Annotated in this window: 19 protein-coding genes; all 19 read right to left on the minus strand. The window is 44.5% G+C overall.

Annotated elements, in window-relative coordinates; genetic code table 11:
• Positions 1 to 52: 52 nt before the first annotated feature.
• The 19 genes from mfd to H9659_RS14375 all read right to left on the minus strand — a co-directional run bounded on the left by mfd (position 53) and on the right by H9659_RS14375 (position 19,626).
• Positions 53 to 3,586: a transcription-repair coupling factor gene (mfd, locus tag H9659_RS14285; protein ID WP_191691803.1), complete on the minus strand. Its 3,534-nt coding sequence runs from the start codon at positions 3,584 to 3,586 to the stop codon at positions 53 to 55.
• Positions 3,587 to 3,666: 80 nt separating this feature from the next.
• Entirely contained in the window at positions 3,667 to 3,894 is a 228-nt protein-coding gene (locus tag H9659_RS14290; RefSeq protein WP_191691805.1) for an anti-sigma-F factor Fin, read from the minus strand.
• A 50-nt stretch (positions 3,895 to 3,944) separates the two neighbouring features.
• Entirely contained in the window at positions 3,945 to 4,520 is a 576-nt protein-coding gene (gene pth / locus H9659_RS14295) for an aminoacyl-tRNA hydrolase (RefSeq protein ID WP_191691807.1), read from the minus strand.
• Positions 4,521 to 4,594: 74 nt separating this feature from the next.
• On the minus strand, positions 4,595 to 5,233 hold the full coding sequence (locus tag H9659_RS14300; RefSeq protein WP_191691809.1) for a 50S ribosomal protein L25/general stress protein Ctc: 639 nt from the start codon (positions 5,231 to 5,233) through the stop codon (positions 4,595 to 4,597).
• 105 nt (positions 5,234 to 5,338) lie between these two features.
• Complete coding sequence (locus tag H9659_RS14305) at positions 5,339 to 6,298, minus strand: ribose-phosphate diphosphokinase (RefSeq protein ID WP_191691810.1); 960 nt, start codon at positions 6,296 to 6,298, stop codon at positions 5,339 to 5,341.
• Between the two features lie 15 nt (positions 6,299 to 6,313).
• Positions 6,314 to 7,687: a bifunctional UDP-N-acetylglucosamine diphosphorylase/glucosamine-1-phosphate N-acetyltransferase GlmU gene (gene glmU / locus H9659_RS14310; protein WP_191691812.1), complete on the minus strand. Its 1,374-nt coding sequence runs from the start codon at positions 7,685 to 7,687 to the stop codon at positions 6,314 to 6,316.
• 198 nt (positions 7,688 to 7,885) lie between these two features.
• Entirely contained in the window at positions 7,886 to 8,170 is a 285-nt protein-coding gene (gene spoVG / locus H9659_RS14315) for a septation regulator SpoVG (RefSeq protein ID WP_191691818.1), read from the minus strand.
• A gap of 146 nt (positions 8,171 to 8,316) precedes the next feature.
• Complete coding sequence (locus H9659_RS14320) at positions 8,317 to 8,694, minus strand: RidA family protein (RefSeq protein ID WP_191691820.1); 378 nt, start codon at positions 8,692 to 8,694, stop codon at positions 8,317 to 8,319.
• Positions 8,691 to 9,524: a pur operon repressor gene (gene purR, locus H9659_RS14325; protein ID WP_191691822.1), complete on the minus strand. Its 834-nt coding sequence runs from the start codon at positions 9,522 to 9,524 to the stop codon at positions 8,691 to 8,693. The genes H9659_RS14320 and purR overlap by 4 nt, the downstream gene beginning before the upstream one ends.
• 58 nt (positions 9,525 to 9,582) lie before the next feature.
• The gene (ispE, locus tag H9659_RS14330; RefSeq protein WP_191691873.1) at positions 9,583 to 10,446 is read right to left on the minus strand and encodes a 4-(cytidine 5'-diphospho)-2-C-methyl-D-erythritol kinase; all 864 of its coding nucleotides are present in this window, start codon (positions 10,444 to 10,446) and stop codon (positions 9,583 to 9,585) included.
• A gap of 193 nt (positions 10,447 to 10,639) precedes the next feature.
• A complete protein-coding gene (locus H9659_RS14335; RefSeq protein WP_025783695.1) occupies positions 10,640 to 10,825 on the minus strand; it encodes a small, acid-soluble spore protein, alpha/beta type in 186 nt (61 codons plus the stop codon).
• 124 nt (positions 10,826 to 10,949) lie between these two features.
• A complete protein-coding gene (gene veg, locus H9659_RS14340; protein WP_025783693.1) occupies positions 10,950 to 11,216 on the minus strand; it encodes a biofilm formation stimulator Veg in 267 nt (88 codons plus the stop codon).
• A 151-nt stretch (positions 11,217 to 11,367) separates the two neighbouring features.
• Positions 11,368 to 12,270, minus strand: a complete 903-nt coding sequence (gene rsmA, locus H9659_RS14345; protein ID WP_225217871.1) for a 16S rRNA (adenine(1518)-N(6)/adenine(1519)-N(6))-dimethyltransferase RsmA — start codon at positions 12,268 to 12,270, stop codon at positions 11,368 to 11,370.
• Complete coding sequence (gene rnmV / locus H9659_RS14350) at positions 12,264 to 12,824, minus strand: ribonuclease M5 (RefSeq protein WP_191691824.1); 561 nt, start codon at positions 12,822 to 12,824, stop codon at positions 12,264 to 12,266. Before rnmV ends, rsmA begins: the two co-directional genes overlap by 7 nt.
• A gap of 206 nt (positions 12,825 to 13,030) precedes the next feature.
• Positions 13,031 to 14,281: a G5 and 3D domain-containing protein gene (locus H9659_RS14355; protein WP_191691830.1), complete on the minus strand. Its 1,251-nt coding sequence runs from the start codon at positions 14,279 to 14,281 to the stop codon at positions 13,031 to 13,033.
• 135 nt (positions 14,282 to 14,416) lie between these two features.
• Positions 14,417 to 15,184 (minus strand): TatD family hydrolase, encoded by a 768-nt coding sequence (locus tag H9659_RS14360; protein WP_191691833.1) that lies wholly within the window; start codon positions 15,182 to 15,184, stop codon positions 14,417 to 14,419.
• Between the two features lie 123 nt (positions 15,185 to 15,307).
• Complete coding sequence (gene metG, locus H9659_RS14365; protein WP_191691834.1) at positions 15,308 to 17,275, minus strand: methionine--tRNA ligase; 1,968 nt, start codon at positions 17,273 to 17,275, stop codon at positions 15,308 to 15,310.
• A 279-nt stretch (positions 17,276 to 17,554) separates the two neighbouring features.
• Complete coding sequence (locus H9659_RS14370) at positions 17,555 to 18,754, minus strand: M20 family metallopeptidase (protein WP_191691836.1); 1,200 nt, start codon at positions 18,752 to 18,754, stop codon at positions 17,555 to 17,557.
• A gap of 14 nt (positions 18,755 to 18,768) precedes the next feature.
• On the minus strand, positions 18,769 to 19,626 hold the full coding sequence (locus tag H9659_RS14375; RefSeq protein ID WP_191691838.1) for a MetQ/NlpA family ABC transporter substrate-binding protein: 858 nt from the start codon (positions 19,624 to 19,626) through the stop codon (positions 18,769 to 18,771).
• Between the last annotated feature and the right edge of the window lie 29 nt (positions 19,627 to 19,655).

A 19,655-nucleotide genomic window follows, 5' to 3' on the forward strand; every position in this document is an offset into this window, starting at 1 on the left:
GCGCTACGGTTTCAGTATGGTTCATACATGGGCATTTTATGCAGGGGTGGCGCTATCCGGCATCCACTTCCGTTGTTTCTTTGGATGCGTCTTGTAAAAGTCGCATAATCGCTTCCAGTATATCAAATTCAGTTTGTTGTCCAAGTCGTCGATCATCGATTGTAATAAGCAAATTTCCATTATCCATCGTGAAACCGACGGCGCGTCCGAGACTGAGCGTTTCTGACACAAGTTTCGCTCCATCAATTTTCGCAGTTCCTTCATAGGAGAAGCGAATTTCGATCATAGTTTGCCGTTTCTTGATCGAAACAACATCCGCAGCTTTCCCCCAAGCCTTTATCCGCCCAACACGAAGCAGCAATTCCGCTTCATATGGAAGATCCCCGAAGCGATCCGTCATTTCATCCCACAATTCGTTAAAGTCTTCTTCTGCCTCAATCGCTTTGACACGTTTGTACATTTGGATTTTCTGATACCCATCTTTAATGTACGTATCCGGTAAATAGGCGTTGATGGGGAGTGAAATTTCGAGATCCGGGCGATCTTCTTTCGAAATGCCTGTCTGTTTCTCTTCGACCGCGTCTTGAAGCATTTGAGAGTATAAGTCGAAGCCAACAGAGTCGATGAACCCATGTTGTTGGGATCCCAGTAGATTGCCTGCACCGCGAATGGACAAATCACGCATCGCGATTTTAAATCCAGATCCGAGTTCGGTGAATTCTTTTATAGCCTGAAGTCGATTTTCTGCGACTTCCGTCAGCACTTTGTCTCGCTCATAGAGGAAATACGCATACGCCACACGATTCGAACGTCCAACGCGCCCTCTTAACTGGTACAACTGAGAGAGCCCCATTCGATCTGCATTGTGTACAAGTAGGGTATTGACGTTCGGGATATCGATTCCCGTTTCGATAATCGTGGTCGTGACGAGAACGTCATATTCCCCCTCCAGGAAACTGAGAATGACTTCTTCTAGCGCTGCTTCTCCCATTTGTCCATGAGCGAAGCCAACGCGGGCTTCAGGGACAAGCTGGCGGATTTCATCGACCTTCTTCGCCATATCTTCTACACGGTTATACAAATAGAAAACCTGTCCACCTCGGGACATCTCACGTTCAATCGCTTCCCGTGTTAACGAAAGGTTATTTTCCATGACATACGTTTGTACAGGAAAACGATTCGCTGGCGGAGTTTCGATAATGGACAGATCACGTACCCCGATCATCGACATATGCAACGTCCGTGGAATAGGTGTTGCGGTTAAGGTTAAGACATCGACATTCGTCTTCAACTGTTTGAGTTTTTCTTTATGCGTGACACCGAAACGCTGTTCTTCATCCACAATCAGCAGTCCCAGGTCTTGATAAGCGACGTCTTTAGAAAGCAGTCTGTGCGTACCTACGACAACGTCGATCGTGCCGTTTTTTAACCCCTTCTTCGTTTCCGTTTGTTGTTTTTTGGATCGGAAGCGATTTAACAACGATACTTCTATCGGGAAGTCTGCGAATCTCGCCTTCATAGTGTCATAGTGCTGCTGCGCCAAGATAGTTGTGGGAACAAGAAAAGCAACTTGTTTGCCATCTGAAACCGCCTTGAATGCAGCACGAATCGCAACTTCCGTTTTGCCATATCCAACGTCTCCACACAGCAACCGGTCCATTGGACGTTCCTTTTCCATATCTTGCTTCACTTCCACAATCGAGCGGAGCTGATCTTCAGTTTCTTCGTAAGGAAAGGCATTTTCAAACGAACGTTGGAGGTCATCATCTTCAGAAAACGCATAACCTTTTTGCGCCTCGCGTTCGGCATACAACTTTATGAGATCATCCGCAATATCTTTTACCGCAGCAGTGACTTTCGTTTTCGTCTTCTTCCACTCAGCTCCGCCCAGTTTATGAAGTTTCGGTTCCTTCTCACCAGAAGCCACATATTTTTGGATTAAGTCGATTTGATCCGCCGGGACGAACAACTTGTCTTCGCCCCGGTATCGGATATCGAGGTAGTCTTTACTGATCCCACTGACTTCCAGCGTGACAACGCCATAGTACTTACCAATACCATGATTGACGTGTACGATGTAATCGCCAGGTTGGATCTCCGAATAATTTTTGATGCGTTCGGCATTCGATGCTTTTTGAGGACGTGTCCTCCGCTTCGGCTTCCCTTTGAATAGCTCCCCGTCAGTAAGAACGGCAAGACGATGCAATGGAAGTTCAAAGCCGGCATGCAGACTGCCATCTAACACCGTAATTATTCCTTCTTTTGTCGCGACTCCGTTCTCTGTCGCATCTATATCATAATCCCTCAAAATGGAGTGGACCTGATCGACACGTTCCTTCCCTTCAGCAAGGATGAAGACATTGAACTGATTATGTCGCCAACGTTCCATTTCCGATTTCAACAAGTTCATTTGACCGTGAAATTGCTGCATCGGTTTACATGAAGTCGAGATGATTTCCTTCACCGTGATTCCAGGCAGACTTCTAGTGAATAAAGAGAGATATAAAGTTTTCGTATTCAACGCGGCATGGGCTTCGGTAAATGAAACAGAGAGCTTGGCATCATGGACGATTTTCCCCTCTTCCAATAAGGACAGCCGCCATTCTTCTTCATCTTTTTCGAGAGTTGCTGCTGCTTCTTGTATGCGATTGATTTCATCGAAGACGACCAGTGCATGTTCCGGCAAGTAACTTCCGATCTCCGCTACTTGGTCTCCTGCAAATCCAGCATACTTCACCATGTTCTCAGGCTGAACACCAGCTCTCATCAGTTCAATATCCCCTGAGATCGCCAGTAACAAATTCTCCTTAACGAGCTCATCTTTCACTTTTTTCAAGCTATTTGAAAGAGCGCCTTCCAGTTTGTCCGCCATCTGCTGGAGGTCTTCTGCAGACCACGTAAACTCGGTTGCAGGTAACAGCGTCAGCTGTTCCAGCTTCCCCTTAGAGCGCTGATCTTCAGCCGAAAATGTTCGAATGGAATCGATATCCGTATCAAAGAGTTCAATCCGTACAGGATCTTCTGTTGTGAGTGGATAGACATCCAAAATACCGCCGCGCAAAGCAAATTCACCCGGTGCTGTCACCATTTCCTGACGGGTATATCCCATACTCGTCAGACGCTGGAGCCACTCACTTGTTTCAATCGAGTCGCCGACCGCAGCAGATAGTGTGCTGCTTTCCCATCTTTCCTTGGAGGGAACAATTTTTTTCAAGCCCGCAACAGGTGTGATATAAATGCCTTCTGTATGTGTTGCCAAATGGTTCAATGTATCAATACGTCCCGCACGGAGTTCGAAGCTGGCAAAAGCGAAGTCCGCAGCAACAAGCTCCTCTGCCGGATATAAGTGGACATGAGTTTCGCCCAACAGCTTGACTAGGTCTTCGTATGTACGCTGCGCTTGCAACATATTCGGAGAGACAATGAGCATCGGACGGCCCGTTTCTTGTTGCAGCGCTTGGAAGAGGAGTGTCTTTGCACCACCCGCTAATCCAGTGAGCAATTGGCGATCGTGCCCTTGTTTCAGTTCACTCGTCAATCGCTGAATCTCTGCAGTTGTTTCGTAGTAGTTTACTAGTGAATCCATTCGAATCCGTCCCTTTCTCCATGAAATGGATAAGCACAAAAAGCTTTGCACACCCTCAAAAGGTGCCAAAGCCAGGCTTCTTATTGAAGCCACTTATCAACTGTGTAGTAATTCGGAGACGCTTCCATCGAACACTCGCACTGTTCGCAAATACAACGAACTTCGAGTCCTCCATGATGAGCCACTTCGACAAAGCGCTCCTTGTTCGTTTCATCAGCCTTTAGTAATTCACGGATCGTTTCCTCGACGGATGCGAACGGAATTGAACCGATTTCAGTCTGGCAATGTTTGCAACGATAAGAAATCACCCATCAGACCGCCTCTCTTTTTGTACAAGTATAGGCAGATGTGGGCAGACTTATGCTTTTGCTCCGTTATATTCGTTCATAATTTCAAGAAATGGTCGGTCAGTCCCAGTCCATGCACGACAAGCGGACGCACTTCTTTCCACGGCTTCTTGAATCATCGGCTGTTCCTCTTTGCTGAATGCGCCTAATACATAATCCGCTACATTCATCGGTCCATCAGGTCTGCCGACACCAATGCGAATCCTATTGAATTCGTTCGTCCCCAAGTGGGCGATCAATGATTTCATACCGTTATGACCACCCGCACCACCTTTTTCTCGAAGACGCAGCTTTCCGGGGATAAGGTCCAGATCATCATAAATGACGACAATTTCGTCGTCGTTCACTTCGTAATAGTCCATGAGAGGACGTACGCATTCACCGGATAGGTTCATATACGTTAATGGTTTCACAAGCATGACTTTTTCCGTTCCTACATGCACCGTGGTGATCATTCCATTGAATTTTGTTTGCATAGCAGGGGCGTTCAGTTGTTCTGCAAGTAAGTCGATTGCTTGAAACCCGACATTATGACGGGTTGACACATATTGTTTGCCCGGATTGCCGAGCCCAATTATCATTTTCATCTAATTACTCTCTTTCTTTCAAAAAATCGACAAACGAAAAAACAAGCGCACGGAATGCCGTGCGCTCCTTGTAATTATTGTTGGTCTTCATCTTTCTCTTTTACAACTTCAGGTTCTGCAGTTTCACCAGCAGTCTCTTCATCGAGTGCTTCTAGTTCTTCAGCAGTCCGTGGAGCAGAAATGAGAACGACCGTCTCTTCATCTTCGTTCAGGATTTCATACTTCGCACCTGCGCGGAGGTCAGAAATTTGAATCGATTCACCAATATCCAGTTTGGATACATCTACATCGATGTGTTCTGGAATGTCAGATGGCTTCGCTTTCACTTTCACTTCCCAAAGTGGCTGTTGAACAACGCCGCCTGCTTTTTCACCAACAGACTCTCCCGTTAAGTGGATAGTAACATCCACTTCAAGCTCTTCAGACATGTTGATTGCCAAGAAGTCTGCGTGCTCGACTTTCCCTGTCAATACGTCAGCTTGATAGTCACTCAACATGACGTCTACTTGCTTTCCATCCACATTCAATTTGAATGCTCCGTTACGACCATGTGCTTGAATCGTTTTAAGGAGGTCTCGCTCTTCAACAGTGATGGATGTTGGATCTGTATTAAAACCGTATACGACGGAAGGAACTTTCCCTTCGTGACGTAATTGACGCAATGCTGATTGTGGTGCAGTTTCTCGTTTTTCTGACTGTAATGCTGTACTCATATGTTTAGTCCCCTTTTTTAGATAAAGTTTTCCTACATACTAAATACCCGCTACCAGACGTTCCAAAACATTTCGTGCACAATCACAGCCAACTTTGGTGCCGGCTCAGTCGAATAGTGTGCTCACTGATTTCTCTTCGAACACACGGACAATCGCATCACCAATAAGTTTTGCAACAGATAGCTGCTTGATTTTAGGTGAGTTCTTGTCTTCCGGAAGTTCAATTGTGTTCGTAATCACCAATTCTTTGATCTGTGAGTCATTAATACGTTGAATTGCTGGTCCAGATAATACTGGATGTGTACAACATGCATAGACTTCTTTCGCTCCACTTTCGATAATCGCATTTGCACCCGCAGTAATCGTACCTGCAGTATCAATGATATCATCGATTAGAATTGCGATTTTACCATCTACATGCCCGACAATGTTCATGACTTCACTGACATTCGGTCTTGGACGGCGCTTATCGATAATTGCAATCGGTGCTTTCAAGCGATCCGCCATCTTACGAGCGCGTGTCACGCCACCATGATCCGGAGATACAATTACGATATCGTCACCTTTGAAACCTTGGTTCTTGAAGTAGTCCGAAAGCAAAGGTACGGCAACCAAGTGATCGATCGGGATATCGAAGAACCCTTGGATTTGTGGTGCGTGCAAGTCCATTGCAATTACGCGGTCCGCTCCTGCTTTTTCAAGCAAGTTTGCAACGAGCTTCGCTGTGATCGGCTCACGGGAACGGGCTTTACGGTCTTGACGTGCATAGCCGTAATAAGGCATCACGACGTTGATCGTACGAGCAGATGCTCGGCGTAATGCATCGATCATTATTAGGAGTTCCATTAGGTTGTCATTGACAGGATACGATGTCGACTGAATGACAAAAACATCACAGCCACGGATACTTTCTTCGATGTTGATTTGAACTTCTCCATCACTAAAACGTTTTACAGAGCATTCGCCGAGTGGTCGACCAATAACGTCAGCTACCTCTTTTGCTAAAGGTTCGTTTGCGTTCAAAGTAAAAAGTTTAAGTTTGTGATTTGGATACTGATTGCCCATGATGGACCTCCTGTTTTATCGTTTAGAGTTTAGTTTTGCTGCATATCCTACTTTGTTCTCTTGGCGAGCACGTGCAATTGCAAGAGAGTCTTCCGGCACATCTTTAGTAACTGTTGAACCAGCAGCAATATAAGAACCTTTTCCTACTGTGACAGGTGCTACTAAGTTCGAGTTACAACCGATGAACGCTTCATCTTCAATGGTTGTCTTGAATTTGTTTTTACCATCGTAGTTGACTGTAATAGATCCGCAGCCGATGTTGACTGAAGAACCTACTTCCGCATCCCCGATATAGCTGAGATGGGAAACTTTACTTCCTTCTCCAAACGATGATTTCTTAATCTCGACGAAGTTTCCGACTTTTACATGGTTGCCGAGATCCGTATCTGGGCGTATATGAGCGAATGGACCAACTGTCGTATCCGAACCGATTCTGCTTGACTTGACTACAGACGAGTGGATCGATGTCCGATCACTGACTTCACTGTTTATAATGTGGCTATTCGGTCCGATTGTACATTCTTCGCCAATCTTACTGCGACCTTCGATAATGGTCCCGGGTTGAATGACCGTATCGCGACCAATGATTGCATCTGCACTGATCACAGTTGTTTCAGGGGCAATGATAGTCACTCCGTTGCGCATATGTTTTTCAGCGATACGGTGACGCATGACAGCCTCTGCTTGTGCAAGCACGACGCGATCATTAACACCTAGCGTCTCGCTGAAATCATCGGATACATGCGCTCCGATTAGCGCACCCTCAGATTGAAGGATACCCATTACATCCGGTAAGTAGTATTCACCTTGTGCATTGTCGTTCTTCACTTTTTTAAGTGCATCAAAAAGAGCACGGTTATCGAAACAATACGTTCCTGTGTTGATTTCAGTGACTGCTTGTTCTTCAGGCGTTGCATCCTTTTGTTCCACGTTACGAAGCACTTCGCCCTGTTCACCACGGATAATCCGACCATAGCCAGTAGGATTGTCTGCAATCGCTGTTAGGATAGTCGCTTTTGCACCAAGCTCTTTGTGCTTGCGTACAAGCGCATCCATTGTTTCGGAACGGATCAGCGGCGTATCTCCGCAAATAACGAGTGTCGTCCCTTCCAATTCACCTAGAAGCTGTTCTGCTTGCTGAACCGCATGTGCTGTTCCTAACTGCTCTTCTTGAAGGACGTATTCACTTTTTTGACCAAGCGTCTCTTCAACGAGTTCCGCTCCATGTCCAACAATTGTTACTACTCGATCTGCTCCAATACCTTTCACATGATCAATCACGTGTTCTACCATTGGTTTACCGCAGACTGGGTGAAGCACTTTATATAAATTGGATTTCATGCGTGTGCCTTGACCAGCCGCCAAAACAATTGCATATGTATGTGTCATGAGCCGTCCCCCATCTATATTTTCATATATGACTATAGCTGAGTGAAGAGGATTTTTCAACTATTGCTACTTGACAAGTTGATGACATTATTCTATTATTAATATCTTTTTTCCATTATAGAGTAGCCGCACTCGCGCGGAAAGAGCCGCTGCTCAAAATAGCCGCGGCTCTGTGACGATTCATCGACAGATAGTGGGTCATACAATTGCTTCTTCAAAAACCGGTTCTTTTTCTTCTGCGAAATAGGCCTCTAAAACAGCCTCTTGGATCTTTGTTCGGGATGCAGGATTGATAGGATGTGCCACATCACGAAACTCTCCATCTGGCGTCCGTTTGCTTGGCATTGCTACAAAAAGACCATCATTTCCTTCAATAATGCGTATGTCATGCACGACAAATTCCTCGTCAAAAGTAATAGAAGCGATTGCACGCATTCTCCCATTGGTTTCAATCTTTCGTAAACGAACATTAGTAACTTGCATACTCGTCTCCATTCCCCTTTCTCGAAAACTGTATGCAGTACATTTTCTACAAAAGTTTTTAAATCCCTCTATTCAATTTTAAATTTTTCCGATTATTTAAACTTTCTCTGATTGCAAAAAAACGCTCCCAAAAGGAACGTTTAGTGTCATTCTGCTGCAACCGCAACCACTTCGATCTCAACTTTCACATCTTTCGGAAGACGTGCCACTTCCACGGTTGAACGAGCTGGTGTGTGCTCACCAAAATGTTTTGCATATACTTCGTTGAGTGCTCCGAACTCATTCATGTCTTTAATGAAAACTGTCGCTTTGACGACTTGTTTCAGAGAAGAGTTCGCTTCTGTAAGCACAGCTTTCAAGTTTTCAAACACTTGGTTCGTTTGCTCTTCAATCGTTGTCCCGGCCACTTCGCCATTTGTATTCAATGGAATTTGCCCAGATGTGTATACCAATCCATTCACTTTCACAGCTTGCGCATAAGGTCCGATCGCCTTTGGTGCTTGGTCAGTCGCTACATAGTTCATCGTTCATCTCCACCTTCCAAAAAGTAGTTTCCGTCTTCCAGTTCAATTGTTCGATCTCGTTCATTCACTTTACATAACTTTACGAGGGAACGATAGCTTTCGACAAGTACCTCTTCTGTATGTTCCGACTCAACGAGTACGGCGGCACCTGCCAGTTCACAATCGAATTCTTCGACTAGGTGACGCATGCCGAGCATCGTACCTCCAGCCTTCATGAAATCATCTGTCACTAAAATCCGCTGTCCGCTTTTCATACTGCGTTTGGACAAGACCATCGTTTGGATTCTCCGTGTCGATCCGGAAACATAGTTAATGCTCACTGTCGATCCTTCGGTCACTTTACTATCCCGTCTCACAATCACGACAGGAACATTCAAATGACGTGCTATCGCTTGAGCGATGGGGATTCCCTTTGTCGCTACTGTCATAATGACATCAATGTTGTGATTCGCGAAAGCCGAGGCGAACACCCTTCCCACTTTATCCATCAATTGTGGGTTCCCCAGTAAATCAGTCATATATAAGTATCCGCCTGGCAATAACCGATCCGAGTGACTTAATTCTTCAATCAATTGTGCGATCACCTCTCGCACCGCTCGATCGGACATTAGCGGAATATACTTCACTCCGCCAGCGGCTCCGGAAACTGTCAATAGTTTTCCGGTTCCGCTTTCTTCGAATGTCTCTTTAATAATCGTCAGGTCTTCACTGATTGATGATTTTGCTGCCTGAAAACGTTCTGAGAAAACCGTTAGCGGGATGAGTTGGTGAGGGTTCTCCAACAGATGGCGTGTCATCTCTACGAGACGTTCACTCCTCTTCCATTTCATGTCCAACAACTCCTAAAACCCGAATATTATACCTTCAGACTACCACAATCGTCCGTTTTCAAGCAAGGTTGATACGCTCTCCCATCATCCGGACTGCATACACTTCGGGACAGAAACCTTTCAGTCCATTATAAATGCGAGCAACTTGGGATTCGTGTTCAACGAGTCCGAATACAGTGGGACCACTTCCACTCATCAGCACTGTGTCCGCTCCGAACTTCAACATTTGTTCTTTCAGTACGCTCACTTGAGGATGAAGACGCATGGTAACTGGCTCCAATGCATTCCCTACCTTTTTACACATGTTTTCATAATCGGCTGATGCAAGTGCCTCCATCATGCCTGCTGTGTCTGGATGTTCAATACTTTGAATATCCAGACCTCCATAAATATCAGCAGTTGACACTGAAATCGGAGGCTTCGCTAACACTACCCAACAATTAGGCGGAACCGATAAATGTTGAATCTGCTCTCCGCGACCGGAAGCAAGAGCGGTTCCACCATAGACACAAAACGGAATGTCCGATCCAATACTTGCACCGAGTACCGCTAACTCATCCAAAGAAAGTCCAAGGTTCCACATTCTATTCAATCCACGTAAAGTGGCAGCTGCATCGGAGCTTCCTCCCGCTAGGCCAGCAGCTACCGGGATGTTTTTGTCGAGAGTGATTTCAACACCACTTCGGATATCGAATTTCTTGCGCAAAATATCCGCTGCCTGCCATGCTAGGTTACGTTTATCATTCGGTACAAAACGTTCTGAAGAACGGATTGTAATTCCCCGATCTAAAGGCTTTAGCCAAATCCGATCCGCAAGGTCCACGGTTGTCATAATCATTTCAACTTCATGAAAACCATCCGGACGTTTTTGCAGGACATCGAGCGTTAAATTTATTTTAGCTGGCGCTTTTTCAGATATCATACTCATCTGGCTGCCTCCATTCAAACTTCATTGCTCACTATTTTACCATAGGCAGTTATAAAATTGCCTAGATTCGCTAAAAAAACAATGGAGGAGCAAAAAAAAGCTGTGCTCGGCACACAGTGTGCGTAGCAACAGCCTCTTGTGTCAGCCATTCGTTGGATTTGGGTAGTACAACAGGGTTCAATGAACATTATTGCGGTCGATCTTTATCCGCCATCCCTTGTCCTGCCATCTCAATTGCGCGTTTCACCATATTTCCAGCATCTCGCGATTTGATGCCTCCCCAACCTTCACGTTGAACCACATCGTAAAACCCGAGTTCTTTTGCAATCTCTTCTTTTAATTGCTCAGACATTACGCCGTTTCTTCTCGCCATTTAGGTTTCCTCCTTATTGGCTGACACGTGTAGTATGAACATGAACCAGAAAAAAACACCTCCCACTTTCGTTTGAAAGTGGGAGGTGTTTTGTTTAGAAATAAATCAAAAAATGATAAAAGTGCTATTTAATCTCAAACGCTGTGGTGTCTCCACCGTCCAGTATCGTTATTTCAACTGCTTCAGTTAAAATATCCGCATAGCTGTATGATACCCGTTCAAAAGCATTTTCGTCCTGATCAAGTTCCACTACAAATACCGCACGATACGTGTCACGAAGGATACCAGCTCTTTCGATCGTTTTTTTACGACCGCCGTTTGCACGAAGGTGCAGACGTTTTCCTAAGTGAGCATCCAATGACTTTTTAATGTCCGCTAATGTTTTTGGCACGTCGCTTCCACCTCACTGTGTATTATCATAACACAGTTAAAAAGTTCTGTCAATTAAAATTTAAATTTTAACAGGTCGAAATCATCTTTGTCAATCCTTTTGCAGCAAATTTTCATCTTTCGACATTCTTTTTTTCTTAAAATAGTCATAACTATAGGACGTCTTGTTTTTCGCTTCCGCCAAACTCTTCATACAGCGCATTCGACAGGTTTGCGAATTCTTCAATAGAGAGAGTTTCTCCCCTTCTCACTGGATCGATGCCTGCTGTGGAGAGCGCTGCAAGGATTGCTTCCTTCTTCGCTTTCCCTTGAGGAAGTGATGTTTGCAAGTTGTTCAGAATGGTTTTCCGTCGCTGGACGAAAGATCCTCTCGCCACTTTGAATAGAAATTCTTCATCGATAACTGAAGCAGGAGGTTCTGTTTTCCGGGATAACCGAAGGACCGCAGACTCTACATTCGGTTGCGGCATAAAGACAGTTCTTGGGACAATCATCGCCACTTCCGCATCCATATAATACTGAATTGCAATCGAAAGGGAGCCATATGCTTTTGTCCCCGGAACAGCAGTAATACGATCTGCAACTTCGTGCTGCATCATGATGACCATTCGTTCAATCGGAACTTTCCCCATCAGGAACTTCATAATGATCGGTGTTGTTACGTAGTAAGGGAGGTTTGCGACTACCGTCACTTCGTCAACATCCGAGAAATGCTCTTCGATGGCCGCATTCAAATCGACGTCCAGTATGTCTTGATGAATGACCTTAACATTTGAATAGGGAGATAGGGTATCCTCCAAAACCGGCAATAACCGATCATCAATTTCATATGCAACCACTTTTCCAGCAGCACGAGCAATATGCTCCGTCAGTGCTCCAATACCTGGTCCGATTTCGATGACACCAGATTTTTTATCGATGCCTGCGTGATAAATGATGTTTTTTAATATGTTCGGGTCGATCAGAAAGTTCTGTCCTAAACTTTTCTTAAAGGAAAATCCGTGTTTTTCCAGTATTTCCTTTGTTCGCCCAGGAGTTGCAATGTCTTTCACCATTCCTGTTCCTCCTCGTCTATCGTTAATAGGGCCTGCATAAGAGCAGTTTCGCTAATCCGAAACATGGTTAGACGCTTCTGTAAACCCTTGCCATTCACTTGACCAATTTGTAAGAGTTCACTTAATCGGTCACGACGCTTTTTAGCTTCAGGATGCCCAATTAACCGTGCTTCAATTAGCAGATCCCGCGGTGTTTCTTCTATTGTAGTTGTATCGACTGTATAGACAGATTGGAGAGCATTACGGATATCTTCATCCGTAGCGTGCTCGATTCCAACTTTCTTTCCATTTTTCGCAATCGCGCGATCTTTAGTTAAGAAAGCGTGTTTGACGTCTGGTATTTGTTGTTCAATGATCGCCCGAATTCGTCTGCCTGGATAATCGGGATCAGTAAAAACGATAACGCCCCGTGTTTGTTGAGCGTGGCGGATTTTAGTGAGGGCTTCCTGACCGACTGCTGAACCATTGGTTTCAATCGTATCTGCACCAGTTGCCCGTTGAATGGCAATCGTGTCAGACTTCCCTTCGACTACGATGACTTCTTTTATATCCACTGTATTCCTCTTTCCTGCAAGGTATGTTCATACGTGCTTTTGATTTCTTTTTTCAGACTAATACTTTCCTGAAAACAATTCTTCTTCAATTCTAACGGCTGCGCGTGCTATTGTACAGAATACCTCTATGACCGCAACAATCCGCATGGCTCGTATGCAGCCATGCGGATTGTTGGTGCTGATTATATAGTCTGTGCGTAGAACTGTCAGTTTAATACTTTGATTTTCACTTGACGTCTGCCGAACTGTTTAGCAGCCGCGTCATTGGGTACGTGCAAGTCGATGCGATTGCCTTTAATAGCACCGCCGGTATCGCCCGCAACTGCGTAGCCATAGCCTTCCACCCATACTTTTGAACCCAGTGGAATGACACTTGGATCCACCGCGATGACTTTCAAGTTCGGATTGGCACTTAAGTTAATGCCAGTAGCTGTAACTCCACTGCAACCTGTGCAATGTGCTGTATAAGCTGTGGCGTTCATATACATCACTTTGCCGGACTCACTGCCATTTCCACGTGAAACATTTGTCTTACTCGCAGAAGCTGTCTTCACTGCAGAAGCTTGCGGGGATGCATCCGCAAGTGCCACTTTCGAGCCTACAGAAACTACTTTAGCTTTTGGATGTGCGACAACGTGCTCCCGGATCAGCTTACGTGATACTTCTTTTCCGTTCTCTTTGACGATTTCGAATCTCTTTCTGACTTTCCCTTTTTCACCTTCTTGGACAACTTTTTCTCGTCCTTTCAGCAAACTATCGTCAGAACTTGTTTTCACGTCAAAATCCGTTGTCTCTTCCACTACATCGGTGACCTTTTCCACACGAACAATCGAGACAACCGATTTCGGCAACAACAATTGCTCCGAATTGCTCTCTACTCGATCCAATTCACTTAGCTGGATGTTTTCGTTCTTTAAAAAGTCAGCGACCGTAGTCGAAGTGGACCACACTTTTGTAGACTTTTTTCCGTCTTTCAACGTTACTTGAAAAGCTTTATCAATCGTAATTTCACTTTTCTTCTCGACTTTACTTTCTAGACTCGGTTTAACTGAATCATGCTCTGACAGTTTAACGCCAGCTTCTGTCAGTATGTCTTTAACGGTATTCTTTGTTGTCCAGATTGTCGTCGAGTCGTTATTCATATTTATTGCAACGGGGTTCGCCTGTTTCCAATCAATCGTCATTCCATCTTTGATGGACGTTGTTGCTGAGGGGGAAATTACGTCGTGTGACCCAATTTCTATATCACGCTGTGCCAATACATCTCCTACTGTGTTCGCGTGTGTTTTCAGTTCCACTGTTTTGCCACCCGCTTCAAGCGTGATGTTTTTCTTCGTGCCTTCAAATAGGACAAGAGAAAGAACAGTTATAAAAATCGCTAGAATCGCTGTGACAGCTGCGACTTTTTGTATCCTCAGTGATTGAAAGAACGGGTTTCCCATGGTACGTTTCGTCATGAAAAAATCTCCTCCTTATTCACTCGGCTGATTATATAGGCTCAATTTCACGCTGTCAACCGATCAAACTTTCCCGCATAGGAATGCCGGAAGTCCCCTTCCTGCAAAGAATGGGCGATTCTTCCGGCATTCAAGTCAGTTGATGGAAAATAATTTCATAGCGTTTTGAGTGGTAGTTTTCTCTACCTCTTCGAGTGATATTCCTTTTAGTTCCGCGATTTGTTCTGCAACAAGTGCCACAAATGCAGGTTCATTTCTTTTTCCGCGATGTGGATGAGGGGCAAGGTACGGTGCGTCGGTTTCTATCAGTAAATACTCCAGTGGAATTTCAGTTGCAACTTGTTTTGGCATCTTGGCATTCTTGAAGGTCACCGGGCCGCCGAGAGAGATCATGAAGTTCATCTCCATGCATTGTTTAGCGGTTTCTACACTTCCACTGAAGCAGTGCATAATACCGCCTGTGATTCCTGCTTCTTCTTCTTGCAAAATTCGTACGACGTCCGCTGTTGCATCTCGATTATGGATGATAATCGGTAACTCCACTTTTTGAGCAAGTCGTATTTGCTTTCGAAATAGTTCTTGCTGAACTTCTTTCGGTGACTTATCCCAATGATAATCGAGTCCAGTTTCTCCGATTCCTACAACTTTGGGATGTGCAGCTAACTCTTCAATCCAATTTAAATCATCTTCCGTACAATCGATAGCATCAACCGGATGCCATCCGACCACCGCGTATATGAAGCTATGTTTTTCCGTTAGCTCCATTGCCCTGCTAATGGTGGGGCGATCAAATCCGACGACCACCATCCGCTCAACACCTGCGTCGAGCGCTCGCTGAATAACTTGGTCTATGTCTTGTTCATATTGTTCATCATTTAAATGGACATGTGTGTCTATTAACATTGCATTCGCCTCACATAAGATATAGTGTACTGTCCTGTCTTTACATAGACATCGCAGTTTCATTACAAAACGGTTACAAACAAAAGACAGCAGCGGCTCTCCGAAGAAAGCCGCTGCCCTATATTATTTCACTCGTGATCCATTTGCAAGAGATGCGTCTGCTGTTGCAAGCTTTAACACACCATCTGAAGTACCCGCCAAAATCATCCCTTGAGATAGTTCCCCGCGTAATTTTACTGGCTTTAAATTGGCTACCACAATTACTTTCTGACCAACTAACTGTTCAGGTTCGTAGTGTTCTGCAATACCTGAAACAACTTGTCGCTTCTCGTAACCCAGGTCAACTTGCAGCTTGAGTAATTTATCCGCTTTCGGTATTTTTTCACATGCAGTTACCGTCGCAATTCTCAAATCGATCGCATTGAACGCGTCGATTGTAATTTCCGATGATTCTTCCATCGGTTGTTCTTCCTTAGACTCTTCTTTTTCAGACTCTTTAGGAGCGCTAACCGCCATTTGTTCTTTAATATATTGAATTTCAACTTCATTATCCAATCTAGGGAAGATTGGGACGCCCTTTTCAATCACTTTCGTGTTTTCAGGTATAGTGTTGAAATCACCTAACGTAGACCAAGCCAAGCGGGATTCGTCTAAACCGAGTTGTTCCATAATCTTTTTAGGAGACTCCGGCATGAACGGCTGCAACATAATCGCGATGTGGCGTAACGACTGGACTAAGTGGACCATGACAGAGGCAAGTTTCCCTCGATCCGCCTCTTCTTTTGCAAGAACCCAAGGCGTCGTTTCGTCGATGTATTTATTGGTACGCGATACGAGTGACCATAGTTCTGAAAGAACGATGCTGAACTGCATCTTTTCAAGAGACGCTTCGTACTTTTGCACGGTCGATGTCATCGCCAATTGAAGACTTTCGTCAAACTCCGTCGGCTCAGCAATTTCAACGGGCACGACACCGCCAAAGTATTTGTTGATCATGGAAACTGAGCGATTCAACAGGTTTCCTAAGTCATTTGCTAAATCATAATTTGTCCGTTCAACGAATGATTCCGGGGAAAACGTGCCATCTTGTCCGAATGGCAGCTCGCGTAATAGGAAGTAACGAGTTGCATCCAGCCCGTAACGTTCTACGAGCATGTCAGGATAGACGACATTGCCTTTGGACTTAGACATTTTACCGTCTTTCATCATGATAAAACCGTGTGCAAATACTTTCTTTGGCAGCGGTAAGTCTAACGCCATCAAGAAAATCGGCCAGTAAATCGTGTGGAAACGGACGATGTCTTTACCAACCACTTGAACATCAGCTGGCCAGTACTTGTTAAATAACGATTCGTCATCCGACAAGTATCCGAGTGACGTAATGTAATTAGTTAACGCATCCACCCATACGTAAATGACATGCTTAGGATCTCCTGGCACTTTAATGCCCCAGTCAAAGGAAACCCGTGACACCGATAAGTCCTCGAGACCCGGCTTGATGAAGTTATTGATCATTTCGTTTTTACGTGATTCCGGCTCGATGAATCCCGGATTGTCTTCGTAATATTGAAGAAGGCGATCGGAATACTTCTTCATGTTAAAGAAATACGATTCTTCTGCTACACGTTCTACCGGACGACCGCAATCCGGACAATTACCATCGACTAGCTGTGCTTCAGTGAAATAGGATTCACAAGGAATACACTTCCACCCTTCATATTCCCCTTTATAGATGTCTCCATTATCAAGAAATTTTTGGAAAATCTTCTGTACCGCCTTTTTATGACGCTCTTCCGTCGTTTGGATGAAGTCATCATACGTAATGTCCATCAACTTCCAAATACGCTTTGCGTAGTCAGCGATATCATTGACGTATTCTTGAGGAGGACGCCCTGCTTCTTCCGCTTTTTCTTGAATCTTTTGTCCGTGCTCGTCCATCCCTGTCAAGAAACGTACATCAAAGCCTTGAAGACGCTTGTATCGTGCCATTGCATCGGATGCTACTGTTGTATAAGCCGTACCGATATGAAATTTACCACTCGGATAATATATCGGTGTTGTAATATAAAATGTCTTTTTCTGTTCAGCCACTGCAATTCCTCCTGTACCCTTATCGATTACTTCATTTTATCGAACTTCTGAAAATTTAGCTACGGTGAGATGCGCAAAGAATATATCGATACTACAGAAAGTCTGTCCTTTGACTACCATACAATGTTTTTCATCGATGAACCTTTAACGGAACCTTCCATTGAAATAAATATGACTTTCCCTTCACTATAGAAGATTGCCAAAGTAAAAACAGCTTATTCCCCTTATTGAAGGAAGAATAAGCTGTTTAGAAGAACGAGATTATTTAAATGGAGGTACTTACTGTTTGGCATTCAAACTTTTTTCAAACGCCTTTTTCACGCGATGCAGAAGCTCAGCATCTGTTAACAGTCTATATCCAGTTGATGCCAACACTTTCGCCCCTTTAATGAGCGCTTCGTCGCCAATGGATGATTTTGCGGCTTCCCTAAATTCATCCGTATGTGCTATTAACTCATCAGGTCCGATTTTTATATGAGGATGTGCTGTAGGAACTTCGTAACTAATATTTCCTGCGTCCGTGGATCCCTTACCGGTCGACTTTTCAGTATGGACAATTTCACCGACTGCCGCTAATTCCTCGTGCAGTACTTCATCTAAAACAGAGTTCAACACAAAGTCTTTGACCTCATTTTGAAATCGTTTAATTTGAACTTCAGCCCCTGTCGCAAGAGCTGCACCTTCAGCTATCGCCCGAACCTTGGCAGAAGTTTCGACAGTTTTCGACCAGCTCTCGGCACGGATGAAAAAGCGCGCGGATGCATATTCAGGGATAATATTAGGTGCATCTCCGCCATGTGTAATAATTCCATGGATTCTAACGTCCGATGGAAGCTGCTGCCGGAGTGCATTTATCCCATTAAAGAGTTGAATGACAGCGTCTAATGCATTAATTCCTTTTTCAGGTGAACCCGATGCATGAGCAGGCTTGCCGTAGAAGTGGAAGTCTAGCGGATCGACAGCTAACGTCTCACTCGTCAATGAAGTCTTCCCAGATGGGTGAATCATTAATGCGGTGTCAATTCCTTCTAAGTAGCCGTGTTTGACAAAACTTCCTTTTGCACTCCCATTAGGCCCCCCCTCTTCAGCAGGTGTCCCCAGCACAACTACCCGTCCTCCACTCTCGGAAATTATCTTAGACAAAGCAATACCCGCAGCTACACTGGCTGTGCCAATAATATTATGTCCGCATGCATGACCTAACCCTGGTAGCGCATCGTATTCGGCAAGGAAAGCAATAGCAGGCCCTGGAATGCCACTGTCTTTCACTGCATAAAATGAGGTTTCGTGTCCAGCTACAGCTGTTGTCACTTCAAAGCCTTCATCCTTTAACAGATTGACATGTTTTTCACTAGCAAAGAATTCCTGGTTTCCGATTTCGGGGTTCGCATGGATCTCCTGACTGGTTTGAATGTATAGATCCCGGTTGGATTCAATGGAACGGATAATAATATCTCGTTTAGAAATTAATGTACTCATAATAGTTTCCTCCTTTATAGTCCTTTGTAGACTTTAAGTAATTCTTCTTTTGAAATGTCAACCACAATGGAGCCACCATTTGTATCGGCCTCGACCGCTTTTTTCACCTCTTCATCGTGATATAATTCAACAATTCGCTGGTAGGTTTCGTTGTTCTTATCTGATGATCTAGCTGCAAAGATATTTACATACGGCAATGTATTTTCATCCTCACTGTCTTCCAGATAGATTGGATCTTTCACTGGATCGAATCCCGCTTGCCCTGCAATTCCATTATTAATGACAGACGCTGCTACATCCGGCAGTACACGCGGTGTTTGTTGGGCTACTATTGGATAGATGTCGAGTTTCTTCGGATTTTCGACAATCTTCGACGGATCGCCGAACAATCCGAAATCATCTGCCAGTTTAATCAAGCCTGCGGATTCCAATAGTTTCAAAGCGCGCGCCTGGTTAGATGGATCATCCGGGATTGCGATACGGGCTCCATCTTCGATCTCTTCGATTGACGTTAATTTTTCAGAATAGATACCCATCGGGGCAATGAGCGTCGCACCGATAGGAGTCAAGTCTGCTTTGTTTTCTTTTGTGTATTGCTTGAGAAATGCAATGTGTTGGAATGAGTTCAGATCGATATCTCCATTTGCTAACGCCTGGTTCGGCAATGTGTAATCTGAAAACTCGATGAGGTCAATTTCAATGCCTTCAGCCTTAGCTTTCTCTTTTAGGATTGGCCATAATTCTCCATCCGACCCGGTTACGCCGATCTTTACAACATTTGCATCTTTTTCTTCTCCTGAACTCTTCTGACTGCATGCTGCCAAAGTCAATACAACTAGAACAGTTGCTAAATAGATAATTGCTTTTTTCATCTTATAATCTCCTCCTAATATGTGTTAGA

The organism is Sporosarcina gallistercoris (assembly GCF_014836415.1).
GTDB classification, from domain to species: domain Bacteria; phylum Bacillota; class Bacilli; order Bacillales_A; family Planococcaceae; genus Sporosarcina; species Sporosarcina gallistercoris.